This is a genomic window from Sinomonas halotolerans (assembly GCF_039615075.1).
GTDB classification, from domain to species: Bacteria; Actinomycetota; Actinomycetes; order Actinomycetales; family Micrococcaceae; genus Sinomonas; species Sinomonas halotolerans.
Window position 1 is genome coordinate 394039 of sequence record NZ_JBDFRB010000001.1, and the last position, 16199, is coordinate 410237.

The following is a 16199-nucleotide window of genomic DNA, read 5'->3' on the forward strand; positions in this document are numbered from 1 at the left end:
CGCCCGCGGGGGCCCCCCCCCCGGGGGGGGGCCCCCCCCCCGCGCCCGCCCCCCCCCCCCCCCCCGGGGGGGCCCCCCCCCCCGGGGGGGGGCCCCGCCACTGGCGTGTCCTGGGGACGCGGCCCGCTACCGCAGCACCACGGTCCGGTTCCCGTTGAGGATCACGCGGCCCTCGCAGTGCCAGCGCACGGCGTTGGAGAGCGCCTTGCATTCGGCGTCGCGGCCCACTGCCACGAGGTCCTCGGGCGAGTGGGTGTGGTCCACCTCGATCACCTGCTGGGCGATGATGGGCCCCTCGTCCAGTTCGGCGTTGACGTAGTGGGCCGTGGCACCCACGGTCTTGACCCCGCGCTCCCACGCCTGGTGGTACGGCTTGGCGCCCTTGAAGGACGGCAGGAACGAGTGGTGGATGTTGATCACCCGTCCGGACATCCTCGTGGCGAGCGCGTCCGAGAGCACCTGCATGTACCTCGCGAGGACCACGAGCTCCGCGCCGGTGGACTCCACGAGGGAGAGCAGCTTGGCCTCCGCCTCGGGCTTGGTCTCCCTGGTCACGGGGATGCAGTGGTACGGGATGCCGTGCCACTCCACGAGGCCGCGGTGGTCCTCGTGGTTGGAGACCACGGCCACGATCTCGATCGGCAGCTCCCCGATCCGCGCGCGGAAGAGGAGGTCGTTGAGGCAGTGCCCGAACTTGGAGACCATGACGAGCACGCGGGTACGCTCGGCGGCCGGGCGCAGCGCCCATTCCATCCCGAACCTCGCCGCGACGGCCTCGAACTCGGCGCGTAGGCGCCCGACGGCGTCGTCCGCAGCGGGCGCGCCGGCCGCGCCCTCCGCGGTGCCCGCCTCCGCGGCCCCGCCGTCCGGGCCCTCGAAGTGCACCCGCATGTAGAAGTGCCCGCCGCGGCGGTCCCCGAACTGCTTGATGTCCACGATGTCGCAGCCGCGCTCGGCGAGGAACCCGGAGACCGCGTACACGATCCCGGGCCCCTCGGCGCAGTCGAGCGTCAGGACGTACTCTCGCGCTGCCCCGGCCATGCCTACGCCACCTCCCGCGCTGCGGTCCCGTCCACGGCGAGCCCGCGCACGGCGGCCCCGCGCAGGGCGGCCCCGTGTGCCGCGGCCCCGCGTGCCGCGAATTCGCGCATCGCGTCCACGAGCCAGCGGCCCACGTGGTCCGCGAACGAGGCCCGCGGGAGGACCCGGTAGTCCTCCTCGCCGGTCTTCCACAGGAGCACGGGCACGTGGTCCAGGACCGTCGCGATCGCGGTCCCGACGGCGAAGTGCCGCGGGTGCAGGTCGTAGGAGACGCCCTTCTCGAGCACGGCGCGCGCGCTCGGCCCGGAGAGGGCGAACGTGGTGCGGTTGGCGGAGAGGTCGACGACGGCGCCCGGCACCCTCGCGCCCGGCTCGCCGAGCGCTGCCCCCAGGCGGGCGGCCTCGGCGGGGCCGAGGTCTTCGGCGCCGGAGCCGTCGCCGCTGCCTTCCTGGCCCTGCTCCTCGCGCCTCTCCTCGCCCCGCTCCTGGCCGATGGCCAGGTACTCACTCGGCCCGATCCACACGACCGTGTACCCGCCGCCGCTCGTCGTCCGGCCGTGGCCGCTGGGCAGCGGCGCGCCGAGCGCGGACTCGAGCGCCACGGCGCCGGGCGTGCCGGGCACGGCGCGCAGGCCGATCTGGGTCAGGAACGGGATCTCGCGGAGCGAGACCGACCGGGCCGGATCGGCGGCGGTGGCCGCCGACGCCGCGGCGAACGCCTCGGCCAGCTGATGGGCCGGGCTGCGGCGCAGCGCCGGGGCCCCGGCCAGGTTCGGAGCCGTCTTCTCGGCCGTCGTCCCAGTCGTCGGCTGGGGGGTCTTCTCAGCAATCGTCTCAGCCATCACGGCGCTTCCCTTCGGGGTCGAACAGGACGGTCTCACCGACCAGGACATCCACGAGCCGGTCCCCGGCGACGGCGGTGAGGGTCTCGCCGATCCGGTTGCGGCCGTTCTTGATGAGGGCCAGGGCGAACGAGCGCCCCAGCGCCGCCGAGTGGTAGCTCGACGTGACGTGGCCCTGCATGGGCACGGGCCCGTAGGCGGGGCTCGCGCTGATCCCCTGCTCGATCACCTGCGTGCCCTCCGGGAGGCGGAAGGACGGGTCGACCGGCGTCAGGGAGACCATGTGCTTGCGGTCCGTGCGGGCCGTGTCGATGCGCGAGTAGGAGCGCCTGCCCACGAAGTCCTTGACCTTGGAGACGATCCACTCCATGCCCGCGTCCTGCGGGGTCACGGTGCCGTCGGTGTCCTGCCCGACGATCGGGTAGCCCTTCTCGGCGCGGAGCACGTGCATGGTCTCGGTGCCGTAGGGCGTGATGTCGAACTCCGCGCCGGCCGCGGCCACGTCCTCCCACACCTGCAGCCCGTACCACGTGGCCACGTTGATCTCGAAGGCGAGCTCGCCGGAGAACGAGATGCGGCACACGCGGGCGGGGATGCCGGAGGCGAGGGTCGTCTCGCGCCAGGCCATGAACGGGAAGGCCTCGTTGTCCACGTCCAGCTCCGGGGCCACCTTCGCGATGACCTCCCGCGACTTGGGGCCCACGACCGCGACCGTGGTCCACTGCTCGGTCACGGACGTGAAGTTCGCGTCGAGCTCGGGCCACTCGGTCTGGTGCCACTCCTCGAGCCAGTCGAGCACCTTCGCGGCGCCGCCGGTCGTCGTCGTCATGAAGAAGCGGTCCGCATCGAGGCGCAGGGTCACGCCGTCGTCGAAGATCATGCCGTCGGGGGTGCACATGACCCCGTACCGGCCCAGGCCCGGGCTGAGCTTCTTGAACGCGTTGGTGTAGATGCGGTTGAGGAACTCCCCCGCGTCCGCGCCCCAGATCTCGATCTTGCCCAGGGTCGTGGCGTCCATGAAGCCCACCGACTCGCGCACCGCTCGGCACTCGCGCAGCACCGCCTCGTCCATGGACTCGCCCGGCTTCGGGAAGTACCACGGGCGCAGCCACTGGCCCACGAACTCGAACTTCGCCCCGTGCTCCACGTGCCACGGGTGGATGGACGTGATGCGCTCGGGGTCGAACAGGTCGCCGCGCTTGCGGCCCGCCACGGCCGCGAACGCGACGGGGGCGTACGGCGCGCGGAACGTCGTGGTGCCGATCGAGCCGATGCCCGGGACGGCGTCCGTTCCGGCTCCGGCGTCCCCCTTGAGCGCTGCTGCGATGACGCCGATGGCGTTCACGCCGGAGGTCTTGCCCTGGTCGTTCGCCGTCGAGATGGAGGTGTACCGCTTGACGTGCTCCACGGAGCGCATGCCGGCCCCGGTGGCCCGGAGCACATCGTGCACCGTCTGGTCGCGCTGGAAGTCCACGAAGTGGGTGTCCCAGTCGGCCGGCCCGCCGGTCTCGCCCGGGACGAGCCACACCTGGCGCGTGGGCGCGGAAGCGACGGCGGGGTGGGCCGGGAGGCTCGAGGCGTGAACGCCGTCGTCCGTCACGAAGCCCGCGTTGAACGCGGCGACCGCGCCGGCGTGCGCGCCCTCGGCGACGCAGTCCGCGAGCGCGTACGAGCCGCGGGCGGACCCGACCACCTGCTGGGCCGCGACCGTGCTGGCCGGGACGAACCCGGCGAGCTCCTCGTCCCAGCGCAGGCGCCCCTGGCGCTGGCTGAACAGGTGCACCACGGGGCTCCAGCCGCCCGAGACGGCGAGGAGGTCCGCCTCGATCCGCTCGGGCGCTCCGGTCAGGTTCACGGTGCCGTCGCCTGCGGAAGCCAGGCCGCGGACGACGACGGCACCCAGCCGGGCGCCCCTCTCGCCTTCCTCAGTGCCCACCACGGCAGAGCCGGCGATGACGCGCAGGCCTGCGGCCTCGGCGGCGAGGGCGGCCTCGGTCCTCTCCTCGCGGGCATCCACCACCGCGGCGACCGGCAGGCCGGCAGCGGCGAGGTCGAGGGCCGTGGCGTAGGCCGAGTCGTTGGTCGTGAAGACCACTGCGGAGGAGCCGGGGCGCACGCCGTAGCGGTTGAGGTAGGTGCGGGCGGCGGAGGCGAGCATGATGCCGGGCCGGTCGTTGTCGGCGAAGACCACGGGGCGCTCGTGGGCGCCGGTCGCGAGGACCACCTGCTGGGCGCGGATGTGCCACAGGCGCTGCCGGGAGACTCCCTGGGCGTTGAGCGAACGGGCGCGCTCGGTGCCGAGGTGGTCGGTGCGGGACTCGAGGGCCACGATGTAGTTCGAGTCGTAGGAGCCGAACGCGTTCGTGCGGGTCAGGACCGTGACCTCGTCCGCCGCGGCGAGCTCCGCGGCCGCCGCCGCGATCCACTCCGGCGCGGGGACGCCGTCGACCGTCTCCCCCGGGGAGGAGAGCAGCGACCCGCCCAGCTCGGGCTGGTCGTCGACGAGGACCACGCGCGCACCGGACGCGGCGGCCCTGCGCGCGGCGGAGAGGCCCGCCGGGCCGCCGCCCACGACGAGGACGTCGGTGTGGACGTGCTTCTTGTCGTACACGGCCTCGTCCTTGCGGGGGTCGAGCTGGCCCAGGCCCGCCAGGTACTGCGCCTCGAGGCCGTCCGTGAGCTCCACGGTCGTGGCCGGGAGCATCGACTCGTCCACGCCGCCGGCGCCGCGGTCCTTGACCTTGAGCAGGGCGTTGGGCTCCTCTACGCCGGCGGCGAGGATGCCGCGCGACCGGCCCAGGTACATGGACGGCCCGGCCTCGATCACGCCGTTGGCCAGGAGGGCCGAGGCGACCGTGTCGCCCGCCAGGCCCGTGTACTCGGTGCCGTCGACCGTGAAGGAGATGACGTTGTCGTGCGCGACCCGGGCGGCGGGCGCCTGCTCGCGGGAGAGGCGGAACGGCTGGGGGGACTCGGGGGTCACTGCTGGCCTCCATTCGTGCCGGCGGGCACTGCTGCCGCAGCCTGGGCCTGCGCGGCGCCCGTGTAGATGCTCTTGAACTCGTAGGTGACGGTGTCCCGGACGGCGTTGAACCAGGCCCGGCAGCCGGCGGTGTGGACCCACCGCTCCGCGAACGCGCCCTTGGGGTTCTCGCGGTAGAACAGGTACTTGGCCCACTCGGCGTCGGTGAGCTCGGACGGGTTCTCGGGGTAGGCCACGTGTGCCTGGCCGCCGTAGTGGAACTCTGTCTCGTCGCGGGGCCCGCAGTGGGGGCAGGTGATGAGCAGCATGTCGGTGCTCCCTTCTCGCTAGTGGGCCACGGCGGCGGCGCCGTGCTCGTCGATGAGGGCCCCGGTCTCGAAGCGCTCGAGCGCGAACGGGGCGTTGAGGTCGTGCGGGGTGTCCGTGGCGATCGTGTGCGCCATGGTCCAGCCGGCGCCCGGGGTGCCCTTGAAGCCGCCCGTCCCCCAGCCGCAGTTGACGTACATGCCCTCCACGGGCGCCTTGCCCACGATCGGGGACGCGTCGAGCGTGACGTCCACGATCCCGCCCCACGTGCGCAGGAGGTGCGCCCGGGCGAAGATCGGGAAGAGCTCGACGGCCGCGGCCATCTGCTCCTCGATGACGTGGAACGCACCGCGCTGGCCGTAGCCGTTGTAGGAGTCGATGCCCGCGCCCATGACGAGCTCGCCCTTGTGCGCCTGGGAGACGTACACGTGGACGTGGTTGGACATGACCACGGTCGGGTGGACCGGCTCATGCAGCTCGGAGACGAGCGCCTGGAGCGGGTGGGACTGGATGGGCAGGTCGAAGCCGGCGAGCTTGGCCAGGACCGAGGAGTGCCCCGCCGCGCACAGCGCGACCTTGTCCGTGGCGATCGTGCCGCGGCTGGTCTGTACGCCCACCACTCGGTTGCCGTCCTTGACGAAGCCCGTGACCTCGCAGTTCTGGATGATGTCCACGCCGAGCTCGTCCGCCTTGCGGGCGAACGCCCACGCGACGTGGTCGTGCTTGGCGATGCCCGCGCGGGGCTGGTAGGTCGCGCCGAGGACCGGGTAGCGGATGTCCTCGGAGGTGTTGAGGATCGGGCAGAGCTCCTTGACCTGGTCCGGCTCGAGCCACTCGGCGTCCACGCCGTTGAGCCTGTTCGCGCCGACGCGGCGGACGGACTCGCGGACGTCCTGGAGGGTGTGCGCGAGGTTCATGACGCCGCGCTGGCTGAAGAGGAAGTCGTACTCGAGCTCCTCGGGGAGCTGCTCCCACAGCTTCAGGGAGTGCTCGTAGATTGCCGCGGACTCGTCCCACAGGTAGTTCGAGCGGATGATCGTCGTGTTCCGAGCCATGTTGCCGCCGGCGAGCCAGCCGCGCTCGAGGACCGCGATGTTGGTCATGCCGTGGTGGGCCGCGAGGTAGTACGCGGTGGCGAGGCCGTGGCCGCCGCCGCCCACGATCACGGCGTCGTACGAGGGCTTCGGATCCGGGTTGCGCCAGAGGAAGTCCGGGTGTTCGGGCAGGAGGTCCGCCATCACTGCGCTCCGTTCGTGTGGGTCAGGGTCGGGTAGAGGGGGTGCTTGTCGGCGAGGACGGCGACGCGGGAGCGCAGCGAAGCCGCCAGCCCGTCGTCGAACTCGGGCTTGAGGGCGGCCGCGATGATGTCCGCGACCTCGGTGAACTCCGCCGCGCCGAAGCCGCGGGTCGCGAGCGCCGGGGTGCCAATCCGCAGGCCCGAGGAGACCATCGGAGGCCGCGGGTCGAACGGCACGGCGTTGCGGTTGACCGTGATGCCGATGCGGTGCAGGCGGTCCTCGCCCTGCTGGCCGTCCAGGTCGGAGTGGCGCAGGTCCACGAGGACCAGGTGCACGTCGGTGCCGCCGTTGACGACGCCGATCCCCGCCTGGGCGAGATCCTCCGCCAGGAGCCGCTCGGCGATGATCCGTGCACCCTCGAGGGTGCGGCGCTGGCGGTCGGCGAACTCGTCGGTCGCGGCAAGCTTGAACGCCACGGCCTTGCCCGCGATCACGTGCTCGAGGGGGCCGCCCTGCTGGCCGGGGAAGACTGCCGAGTTGACCTTCTTGGCCAGGCCAGCGTCGTTGGTGAGGATGATGCCGCCGCGGGGACCGTCGAGGGTCTTGTGCGTCGTCGTCGTGGTGACGTGGGCGTGCGGGACGGGATTCGGGTGCAGGCCCGCGGCGACGAGGCCGGCGAAGTGGCTCATGTCCACGAGGAGGTACGCGCCCACCGTGTCCGCGATGCGGCGGAACTCGGCGAAGTCGAGCTGACGGGAGTAGGCCGACCAGCCGGCGATCATGAGCTGTGGCCGGTGTTCGAGGGCGAGGCGCTCCACCTCCGCCATGTCGATGCGGTGGTCCTCCTCGGACACCTGGTACGGGACGACCTTGTAGAGCCTGCCCGAGAAGTTGATCTTCATCCCGTGCGTGAGGTGGCCGCCGTGCGCGAGGTCGAGGCCCATGATCGTGTCGCCCGGCGTGATGAGCGCGTGCATCGCGGCGGCGTTGGCCTGCGCGCCCGAGTGCGGCTGGACGTTGGCGTACTCGGCGCCGAAGAGGGCCTTGGCCCGGTCGATCGCGAGCTGCTCGATCACGTCCACATGCTCGCAGCCGCCGTAGTAGCGCTTGCCCGGGTAGCCCTCGGCGTACTTGTTGGTCAGGACCGAGCCCTGCGCCTGCATGACCGAGGTCGGGGCGAAGTTCTCGGACGCGATCATCTCGAGTGTGCCCTGCTGGCGCCCGAGCTCGGCCGCGATCGCGGCCGCAACCTCGGGATCAGCCTGCGTGAGCGGGAGATCGAGAAGGTTCTCCATCATGCCTCCTGGTATCTGACATCACCGTTGATATCTGACTAATCATCAACTGATATATTAGTTCTGAGCTCGATAGTATGGTTCATGTCACAGGGAGTCAACCGGGCCCCCGGAAGGAGTCGGAAGGTGACCACAGCGGCTGTGGAGGGAACGGCGTCGCCCGCCTCCCTCGCGGAGCAGGCGTACCTCACGGTGCGGGACCGGCTCATCATGCTCGAGATCCGCCCCGGCGATCCCATCAACGACACGGCGCTCGCGGCCGAACTCGGAGTCGGCCGCACACCCGTGCGCGAGGCTCTCAAGAGGCTCGAAGTCGATCACCTCGTCGTCTCGTACCCGCGCCGCGGCACCTTCGCGACCATCGTGGACATCACCGAGCTCGCGGACGTCTCCGAGATCCGGGAGCAGCTGGAGCCGCTGGCAGCGCGCCGCGCGGCGCAGGCGGCGTCACCGGCGATGCGCGCGCGGCTGCGGGAGACAGCCGGGCGGATCGAGGGTCTCGCCGAGCCCATCGACCAGCGCGAGCTCATGCGCTACGACATCACGGTCCACCGGCTCATCTACGAGGCCGCCGGCAACCCCCACCTGACCGACGCGCTCATCCGCTACGACAACCTCGCGACCCGCATCTGGTGCCTCGTCCTGGACAAGGTGCCCTCCGTGTCCGGGCACATCAAGGAGCACGCCGAGCTCCTGCGCGCGATCGCCGACGGCGACGCCGAGGCCGCGGGCACCATGGCCCTCGAGCACGTGACGAGCTTCGAGAAGACGATCCGCACCGTCCTCTGACCGGCCGCTCCCGCGCGCCAGGTGACGCGCCGGCAGTCCGCCCGCCGGCCGCGTGGCGTTCACGGCCTGCGCCTCGAGAAGGGCTACAAACTCTGGGGCACGGACATGTCCAGGTTCGAGGCGCTGGCGGAGCGCAGCGCGGCCACCCCCGCGAAGACCCTGCGCTGCCTCACGGTCGACGACGGCGGCATGCCCGCGCCGGGGAGGCCGCCGTCGTCGTCCGCCGGCATGGCGGGTCCGGGACTAAGCCCCCCGATCAGGCAGGCGCCCGCTTCGCGCCGGCCCCGAGCCTGGCCGAGACGGCGGCTGCCGTCTCGATGACGGCCGCGGCAAGCAGTGCCGCTGCCTCACCCTGTGCCCGCGAGCGGGGGGCAGAGGCCGTAACGCAGCCGACCATCCGGTTCCGATAGTCGTACACGGGCGCGGAGACGCCGAATTCCTCGGGCGTCGTGCCTCCGTCGTTCACGGCAACGCCAGCGTTCCGGACATCGGCGAGCTCGCGGGCCGCGGCGCTCCTACTCCGTTCGCCGAGGACCACCGCCCCGCTCTCGAGGAGACTCATTGCCTCCTCGCGCCCGGCGCCTGCGAGGAAGACGCGCACGGACGAGGAGGCGAATTTTTTGTACCTCGTACCGATCGACGCCGTGTGCTTGACCTGGTGCGGGCTCGGGACCTGCTCGACGACGATCGCCTCCTCGCCGTTCCACACCGCGAGCGCGCTCGTCTCCCCCGTGCGGTCGGTCAGCTCCTCCAGATAGGGCAGGGCGGCGCGCCGGACGTCGAGGTCGGCAAGGAGCGGGCCGGACAGGGCGAGGAGGCCGAGACCGAGCCGGTACCGGCCGGTCGCCTCATCGCGCTGGACATAGCCGGCCTCAGCGAGACCGCTGAGGATACGGGAGACCGTGCTCTTGTGCAGCCCCACACGCTGGGCAATCTCAGTGACACCGAGGATCGGCTTCTCGATCGAGAACGCCTCGAGCACCCCGAGGCCATTGAGCAGGGATGCGGCGGCCCCCTGCGGGGCCTCGTCGCTGGTACGGGGGCGTCCTGCCACGGTGCACTTCCTTACGCTCGACTGGACTCACCCATCTTAGAGTCCACGATCATCTTCGCCGCAACCCTTGTCGGATGCTAGGACAGCAACTATTTTGGTTTCACAGCAACACCATGTGTGATCCACCTCACGTGCAAAATGTCTTACTTGCCCGAAACCTACGTTGCTTTCTCAACAAATAGATTGTGAAGCGAGCAACCCGCGACCTGCGTTCGGCCCAGACCGGCAGTATCGAAAGGAAAGCCACATGAAGCGTATCGGCGTTGACGTCGGTGGCACATTCACCGACCTCTACTTCTCCGACGATGAAGTCGGAAAAGCTGTCATCGAGAAGGTCCCCTCCACCCCGGACGATCCGTCGCGGGCAGTCATCGACGGCCTGAAGCGGCTCGTGGCCAAGGCGGGCACGAGCCTGGCCGAGGTCGACCAGCTGGTCCACGGCACCACGGTGGCCACGAACATCGCCCTGACGCACACCGGGGCCGAGGTCGGCATGATCACCACAGAGGGCTTCCGGGACATCCTCCACATCGCCCGGCACAAGAAGCCGCACAACTTCTCGCTGCAGCAGGACATGCCGTGGCAGACCAAGCCCCTCATCAAGCGCCGTCATCGTCTGACCGTCAAGGAGCGCATCACTGCCCCGAACGGCGAGGTCCTGGTTCCGCTGGATGACGACGAGGTCCGTGACCGCGTGCGGGAGCTGAAGGCGGCCGGCGTCGAGGCGATCGCCGTCTGCCTGCTGCACTCCTACCTGAACCCCGCCCATGAGCAGCGGATCGGCCAGATCGTCACCGAGGAGTTCCCCGAGGCCTACCTGTCCCTGTCCAGCGACATCGTGCCGCTGTACCGGGAGTACGAGCGGTTCTCCACCACCGCCCTCAACGCCTACGTGGGGCCCAAGGTCTCCAAGTACCTGGCCCGGCTCGCCTCCCAGGTCAGGGCACTCGGCTACCAGCGCGAGGTCCTCCTCATGCAGTCCTCGGGAGGCATGGTGCCGATCAAGGAGGCCGCCAAACGGCCGGTCACGCTGATGATGTCCGGGCCGGTCGGCGGCCTGATCGGCGGCATGTGGGCCGGGCGCCAGTCCGGCTTCGAGAACGTCGTCACCCTGGACATCGGTGGAACCTCGGCGGACATCGGCGTCGCCTACCAGGGCGAGCTGCGCATGCGTCACCTGCTGGACACCAAGATCGGCGACCACCAGGCCATGGTGCCCATGGTGGACATCGACACGATCGGCGCGGGCGGCGGCTCCATCGCCTATGTCGACGCCGGCGGGGTCTTCCGCGTCGGCCCCCAGTCCGCCGGTGCCGTTCCGGGCCCGGTCTGCTATGGCCGCGGCGGAACGGAGCCGACGTCGACGGACGCCCAGCTCATTCTCGGCCGCATGCGCGACCGCCGCACCCTGGCCGGCGCCGACATGAGCCTCGACGTCGCGGCTTCGCGGACCGCGATGGCCAAGGTCGCAGACCAACTCGGCATGAGCGTCGAGGAGGCAGCGCTCGGTGCCCTGCAGATCCAGAAGTTCGGCATGACCCAGGCGATCGAGCAGAACTCGGTGCGCCGCGGCTACGACCCGCGTGACTTCACCCTGGTCGCCGCGGGCGGTGCCGGTGCACTGTTCGCCTGCGAGATCGCGGCCGAGCTCGAGGTCCCGAAGGTGCTGATCCCGGCCCACCCGGGCATTATCGCTGCGACCGGCCTGCTGGCCACCGACGAGAAGTACGAGTTTGTGGCCACCCGGCGGTTCACGTTCGCCAACGCGGATTCCGCCGCCATCCAGACCTCCTACGAGGCACTCGAGCGCGAGGCCCACGCGCAGCTGGATGCTGAGGACGTGCCCGCCGAACGGCGCAAGCTCGTCTGGCTCGCCGACGCACGCTACGAGGGCCAGGGCTACGAGATCCGCTTCGTCGCCCCCGAAGGGCCGGTCAACCAGGCCTGGCTCAAGACGGCCGAGGCGGCCTTCCACGACGCCCACTTCGAAGAGTACGGCCACCGCTTCAAGAACGGCACGGTCGAGGTCATCAACATCCGCGTCGACGCCAGCGCCGTGATGGATGAGCTGCCCACGCCGGAGGTGACATCGTCCGGTTCCCTCCATGAGGCCCTCGTGGAGACCCGCGCGGTGACGTTCGAGCAGGACGGCAAGCCCGTCACGGTGGACACCCCCTTCTACGACCGGGAGAGGATGGGAGTCGGCACCACCTTCATCGGCCCTGCCATCATCGAGCAGTACGACTCCACCGTGGTCGTCCCCCCGATGTTTTCCGGAACAGTGGACTCGGCCGGCAACCTCGTCATCGACTGCCCGGCCGCCACCCAGACCGCTGAGAAGCTCGCCACCCCGATCCTGATGCGCGTGATCGGCGGCGCCCTGAACTCCGCGGCGAAGGAAATGGCCTCGGTGCTGTTCCGCATGGCCTACTCCTCGATCATCCGCGAGTCCGAGGACCTCGGCGCGGGACTGTTCGACAAGGACGGCAACGTCCTGGCGGAGTCGGACTCCACGCCGATGTTCATGGGCTCCATGCCCAAGATCGTCAAGGGCGTCATCTCAGTCCTGGGCGAGGACATCCACGAGGGCGATGTCATCCTGCACAACGACCCCTACCTCGGCGCGACCCACTCCCCCGACGTGGCGATCATCGAACCGATCTTCCACGACGGGCAGCTCGTGGGCTTCGCCGGCGCCTCCGGCCAGCTGATCGACAACGGCGGCGCCTACTCCGGGCTGATGGTGGACATCCAGGACATCCAGTCCGAGGGCACCATCTTCCGGGCCGTGAAGGTCTACGAGAAGGGCGTCCGGCAGGAGTCCCTGATCCGGCACATCCTCAACAACACCCGCACGCCCACCTCGAACGAGGGCGACTTCCAGGCCATGATCGCCGCGTGCGAGCTGGCCAAGTCCCGCTATCTCGCCCTCATCGAGCGCTACGGCTTCGACGCGGTGCGCGAGGCCGGCCAGAGCTGGATCGACTACTCGGAGCGCATGCTGCGCCAGGAGATCGCCAAGATCCCGGACGGCGTCTACGAGACCGAGGTCGGCTACCTGGACGACGACGGGCGCAACTACGGCAAGAAGCTGCCGATCAAGGTCAAGGTCATCATCGAGGGCGACGAGATCACCTACGACCTCACCGGCTCCGCCGATCAGGTGCCCACAGCCTACAACTGCGCCTTCGAGGGAACCACGGTCTCGGCGTTCACCTTCATCACCCGGATGATGTTCCTCGACGAGGTCGCGTTCCCGGTGTTCGTGCCGCAGAACGAGGGCATGCTCAAGCCGCTGAAGGTGATCGCCCCGGAGGGCACCATCTTCAACCCCAAGTACCCGGCTGCGACCTTCTCGCGGTTCTCCCAGGTCCAGCGCGCCGTCGACCTCGCCCTGCGCGCACTCGCCCCGGTGATCCCCGACCGCGTGACCGCCGGCAACTCCGCCCACATCCACTTCATCTCCTACTCGGGATGGGACGAGAAGCAGGGCGAGTACTGGGTCTACCTCGAGGTCAACGAGGGATCCTACGGTGCCCGGGCCACGAGCGACGGTCCGGACTCCGTGGACAACCTCATCGCCAACACGCGGAACAACCCGATCGAGGAACTCGAGTGGCGGTTCCCAATGCGCACCGACCGCTACGAGCTGCGGTCCGAGCCCGCGGCCGCCGGTGAGTTCCGCGGAGGCATCGGCATCGTGCGCGAGAACACGTTCCTGACTGACACGGCGATCACCTGCGAGGGCGAACGCCATGATTCCGACGAGCCGTGGGGTGCGTTCGGTGGCCACGACGGCCTCAACGGCTCGCTGGTGAAGAACCCGGGCCGGGCAGGCGAAGAGTCCTGGCCGTCCAAGGTGACCGGTCGCCAGCTGATGGCCGGGGACTCCCTCCAGATCACCGTGCCCAGCGGCGGCGGCTTCGGCGATCCCCTCCGGCGCGATCCGGAGAAGGTCCTCGAAGACGTCCTCGACGGCTTCACCACCCTCGAGGCCGCGCAGCGCGACTACGGCGTGGTGATCGACGCGACCACCATGACTGTCGACACCGCGCTCACCGCGGAACGCCGGTCCCCGGCAACCGCCTACGCCACGCTCTAGTTCCGCAGCACCCAGCAACACACAGCAACACCGAGCAACACCCAGCAACACCCAGCAACACCGCATTGAATCCACTCACTGAGGCGGCCGGGGGGACGCACACCGTCCCACCCGGCCGCCTCCTTCTGTGCCCACCTCCCACCCATAACCGCCTCTCCCCAGGAGAACCCATGGAAGCCACACCCAGCACCCGCAAGACCGCGGTCGAGCCGTCCCCGATCGCTCCGACACCGCACGCTTCCCACGAGCTGCCCCCCGCCGCCGGGCAGCTCACCGCGAAGGACGTCCGCATCGCCACGTGGATCTGCTTCTTCGCGTGGACCTTCGCCGTGTACGACTTCGTCCTGTTCGGCAATCTGCTGCCCGTCCTCGCCGCCGAGCTCGGCTGGGCTCCGGCGCAGTCCACCGAGGTGAACACCTGGGTGACGGCCGGGACGGCGCTCGTGGCCTTCGCCGTCGGACCGCTCGTGGACAGGATCGGGCGCCGCAAGGGCATTCTCATCTCCGTCATCGGCGCGGCCGTCGCGTCATTGCTGACGGCAGTCGCCGGCTGGGCCATCGGCGTCGTGGGCGGGCTAGGCATCGTCCTCCTGATCCTCGTGCGCTCGGCAGCCGGGCTCGGCTACGCCGAACAGTCAGTGAACGCCGCGTACCTCAACGAGCTGTTCGCCCACGCCTACTCCGACCCGGCCAAGGCAAGGCGCCGCGGCCTCATCTACTCCCTCGTCCAGTCGGGCTGGCCGATCGGATCGGTCCTCGCGGCAGCATCGATCTACCTCCTGTTCCCCGTGGGCGGGTGGGCACTCTGCTTCATCGTCGCCGCCTTCCCCGCGATCTTCATCGTCATCGCCGGGCGCTGGCTCAAGGAGAGCCCTCAGTTCGAGGCGCACAGGCATGAGAGCCATGGCGCCTCTCCGCTCGTCGAGGCATTCCGCGGCGAATCCCTCCGCTCGACCGTCGTGATCGGCCTGTCCTTCATGCTCAACTGGGTCGGCGTCCTCGTCTTCGCCATCCTCGGAACCTCCCTCCTGAGCGCCCCGGACGGCAAGGACATCCCCTTCACCAACGCCCTCGTCATCCTCGTGGTCTCCAACGCCACCGCGTTCGCCGGCTACGTCTTCCACGGATGGCTGGGCGACAGGATCGGCCGGCGCAACACCATTGCCCTCGGCTGGATCCTGTGCGGGGCCTCGTTCACCGCCATGCTGCTCGCGCCCTCGGGCAACTTCGGCGTCGTCGTCGCCCTGTACAGCGCGGGCCTGTTCTTCCTCATCGGCCCGTTCTCCGCGCTGCTGTTCTTCAACGGAGAGAGCTTCCCCGTCCGGACGCGCGCCACCGGCGGCTCGATCATCAACGCCGGCGGGCAGGTCGGGGCCATCATCAGCAGCTTCCTCATCACGCTCGCCCTCGGCGCCGGGTGGACGTGGAGCACCGCAGCTTTCTGGATCGGCTGCGTGCCCATCTTCGCCTCTGGGCTCCTCATCCTGGGCGCGAGGAACGTCCACCCCCACCACGTCCGCCAGGACTAGTCCGGGCTCCGCAGAAGAAAGTTCCAGCACCCCCTTGTGCGTTGCTGGATAAGCAAATAGATTGGTTCTACAGCAACAGATGAGGCGTGAATCACATGCACTGCCATCGTTGCTAAGACAGCAATTCGTCCCCATACTCAGCAACCCCCTAGGAGATCCGCCATGAGCCAGGACACCGCAGTCAGCCAGGACATCGAAACCCGTCTCGCAGCAGTGCTCGAGGAGGCCTTCGAAGCCGGCACGGACATCTACAACGAGCGCGGCTTCAAGCGTCGGATCGGCTACGGCAACCGCCCCGCCGTCATCCACATCGACCTCGCCAACGCGTGGACCCGCCCAGGCCACCCGTTCAGCTGCCCGGGCATGGAGACGATCATCCCCAACGTCCAGCGGATCAACGAGGCCGCGCGCGCCAAGGGGGTCCCCGTCTTCTACACCACGAACGTGTACCGCAACCGCGATGCGTCTTCCGGGACGAACGACATGGGCCTGTGGTACTCGAAGATCCCCGTGGAGACCCTTCCGGCGGACTCCTACTGGGCCCAGATCGACGACCGCATCGCCCCCGCAGAGGGCGAGGTCGTGATCGAGAAGAACCGCGCCTCCGCGTTCCCTGGCACGAACCTGGAGCTCTTCCTGACTTCCAACCGCATCGACACCCTGATCGTGACCGGCGCGACCGCGGCCGGCTGCGTGCGCCACACCGTCGAGGACGCCATCGCGAAGGGCTTCCGCCCGATCATCGCCAGGGAGACCATCGGCGACCGCGTCCCCGGCGTCGTGCAGTGGAACCTCTACGACATCGACAACAAGTTCGGTGACGTGGAGTCCACGGACTCGGTGGTGGAGTACCTGAACCGCCTCCCGCAGTTCGAGGACACGGTCCCGAAGACCCTCTCGGACCCCCAGCCCGAGATCCAGGCGCCCGCAGACCCGGCCTGAGCCGTACTGTGCAGCGCCCGCCGTCGACCGATGGCGGGCGCTGCCGATATTCTGGCGTCGCGCAGGTCGGACGCCCCC

At 69.8% G+C, this 16199-nt stretch carries 12 protein-coding genes; 4 read left to right on the forward strand and 8 right to left on the reverse strand.

Annotated features, from left to right (window positions below; genetic code table 11):
- Positions 1-126 precede the first annotated feature (126 nt).
- From purU to glyA, 6 genes are all read right to left on the reverse strand, one after another.
- Complete coding sequence (gene purU, locus ABCQ75_RS01765) at positions 127-1041, reverse strand: formyltetrahydrofolate deformylase (protein ID WP_345882748.1); 915 nt, start codon at positions 1039-1041, stop codon at positions 127-129.
- Positions 1042-1043: 2 nt separating this feature from the next.
- Positions 1044-1883: a sarcosine oxidase subunit gamma gene (locus ABCQ75_RS01770; RefSeq protein ID WP_345882749.1), complete on the reverse strand. Its 840-nt coding sequence runs from the start codon at positions 1881-1883 to the stop codon at positions 1044-1046.
- Positions 1876-4788 (reverse strand): 2Fe-2S iron-sulfur cluster-binding protein, encoded by a 2913-nt coding sequence (locus ABCQ75_RS01775; RefSeq protein WP_345882936.1) that lies wholly within the window; start codon positions 4786-4788, stop codon positions 1876-1878. Before ABCQ75_RS01775 ends, ABCQ75_RS01770 begins: the two co-directional genes overlap by 8 nt.
- Before the next feature lie 74 nt (positions 4789-4862).
- On the reverse strand, positions 4863-5174 hold the full coding sequence (locus tag ABCQ75_RS01780) for a sarcosine oxidase subunit delta (RefSeq protein WP_345882750.1): 312 nt from the start codon (positions 5172-5174) through the stop codon (positions 4863-4865).
- Positions 5175-5192: 18 nt separating this feature from the next.
- Positions 5193-6410 carry a sarcosine oxidase subunit beta family protein gene (locus ABCQ75_RS01785; RefSeq protein WP_345882751.1) on the reverse strand — a complete coding sequence of 406 codons (1218 nt, stop codon included), beginning with the start codon at positions 6408-6410 and terminating at the stop codon, positions 5193-5195.
- Entirely contained in the window at positions 6410-7708 is a 1299-nt protein-coding gene (glyA, locus tag ABCQ75_RS01790; protein WP_345882752.1) for a serine hydroxymethyltransferase, read from the reverse strand. The genes ABCQ75_RS01785 and glyA overlap by 1 nt, the downstream gene beginning before the upstream one ends.
- A 123-nt stretch (positions 7709-7831) precedes the next feature.
- Between glyA and ABCQ75_RS01795 the strand changes: the two genes are divergently transcribed.
- Positions 7832-8494, forward strand: coding sequence for a GntR family transcriptional regulator (locus ABCQ75_RS01795; protein ID WP_345882753.1), 663 nt, complete (start codon positions 7832-7834; stop codon positions 8492-8494).
- 83 nt (positions 8495-8577) lie between these two features.
- Here ABCQ75_RS01795 and ABCQ75_RS01800 read toward each other — a convergent pair whose 3' ends face one another.
- Complete coding sequence (locus ABCQ75_RS01800; protein ID WP_345882754.1) at positions 8578-8724, reverse strand: hypothetical protein; 147 nt, start codon at positions 8722-8724, stop codon at positions 8578-8580.
- Between the two features lie 26 nt (positions 8725-8750).
- Complete coding sequence (locus ABCQ75_RS01805) at positions 8751-9548, reverse strand: IclR family transcriptional regulator (protein ID WP_345882755.1); 798 nt, start codon at positions 9546-9548, stop codon at positions 8751-8753.
- Between the two features lie 247 nt (positions 9549-9795).
- On the opposite strand from ABCQ75_RS01805, the gene ABCQ75_RS01810 reads away from it, so the two are divergent.
- The 3 genes from ABCQ75_RS01810 to ABCQ75_RS01820 all read left to right on the forward strand — a co-directional run bounded on the left by ABCQ75_RS01810 (position 9796) and on the right by ABCQ75_RS01820 (position 16121).
- A complete protein-coding gene (locus ABCQ75_RS01810; protein WP_345882756.1) occupies positions 9796-13650 on the forward strand; it encodes a hydantoinase B/oxoprolinase family protein in 3855 nt (1284 codons plus the stop codon).
- A gap of 170 nt (positions 13651-13820) precedes the next feature.
- Entirely contained in the window at positions 13821-15179 is a 1359-nt protein-coding gene (locus ABCQ75_RS01815) for an MFS transporter (RefSeq protein WP_345882757.1), read from the forward strand.
- A gap of 162 nt (positions 15180-15341) precedes the next feature.
- Positions 15342-16121 (forward strand): N-carbamoylsarcosine amidohydrolase, encoded by a 780-nt coding sequence (locus tag ABCQ75_RS01820; RefSeq protein WP_345882758.1) that lies wholly within the window; start codon positions 15342-15344, stop codon positions 16119-16121.
- Positions 16122-16199 lie beyond the last annotated feature (78 nt).

What these genes read in the sequence shown, in the direction of transcription:
- purU (WP_345882748.1), bottom strand. Translation starts at nt 1,041, where the DNA reads ATGGCCGGGGCAGCGCGAGAGTACGTCCTGACGCTCGACTGCGCCGAG.
- ABCQ75_RS01770 (WP_345882749.1), bottom strand. Translation starts at nt 1,883, where the DNA reads ATGGCTGAGACGATTGCTGAGAAGACCCCCCAGCCGACGACTGGGACG.
- ABCQ75_RS01780 (WP_345882750.1), bottom strand. Translation starts at nt 5,174, where the DNA reads ATGCTGCTCATCACCTGCCCCCACTGCGGGCCCCGCGACGAGACAGAG.
- ABCQ75_RS01785 (WP_345882751.1), bottom strand. Translation starts at nt 6,410, where the DNA reads ATGGCGGACCTCCTGCCCGAACACCCGGACTTCCTCTGGCGCAACCCG.
- glyA (WP_345882752.1), bottom strand. Translation starts at nt 7,708, where the DNA reads ATGATGGAGAACCTTCTCGATCTCCCGCTCACGCAGGCTGATCCCGAG.
- ABCQ75_RS01800 (WP_345882754.1), bottom strand. Translation starts at nt 8,724, where the DNA reads ATGCCGGCGGACGACGACGGCGGCCTCCCCGGCGCGGGCATGCCGCCG.
- ABCQ75_RS01810 (WP_345882756.1), top strand. Translation starts at nt 9,796, where the DNA reads ATGAAGCGTATCGGCGTTGACGTCGGTGGCACATTCACCGACCTCTAC.
- ABCQ75_RS01815 (WP_345882757.1), top strand. Translation starts at nt 13,821, where the DNA reads ATGGAAGCCACACCCAGCACCCGCAAGACCGCGGTCGAGCCGTCCCCG.
- ABCQ75_RS01820 (WP_345882758.1), top strand. Translation starts at nt 15,342, where the DNA reads ATGAGCCAGGACACCGCAGTCAGCCAGGACATCGAAACCCGTCTCGCA.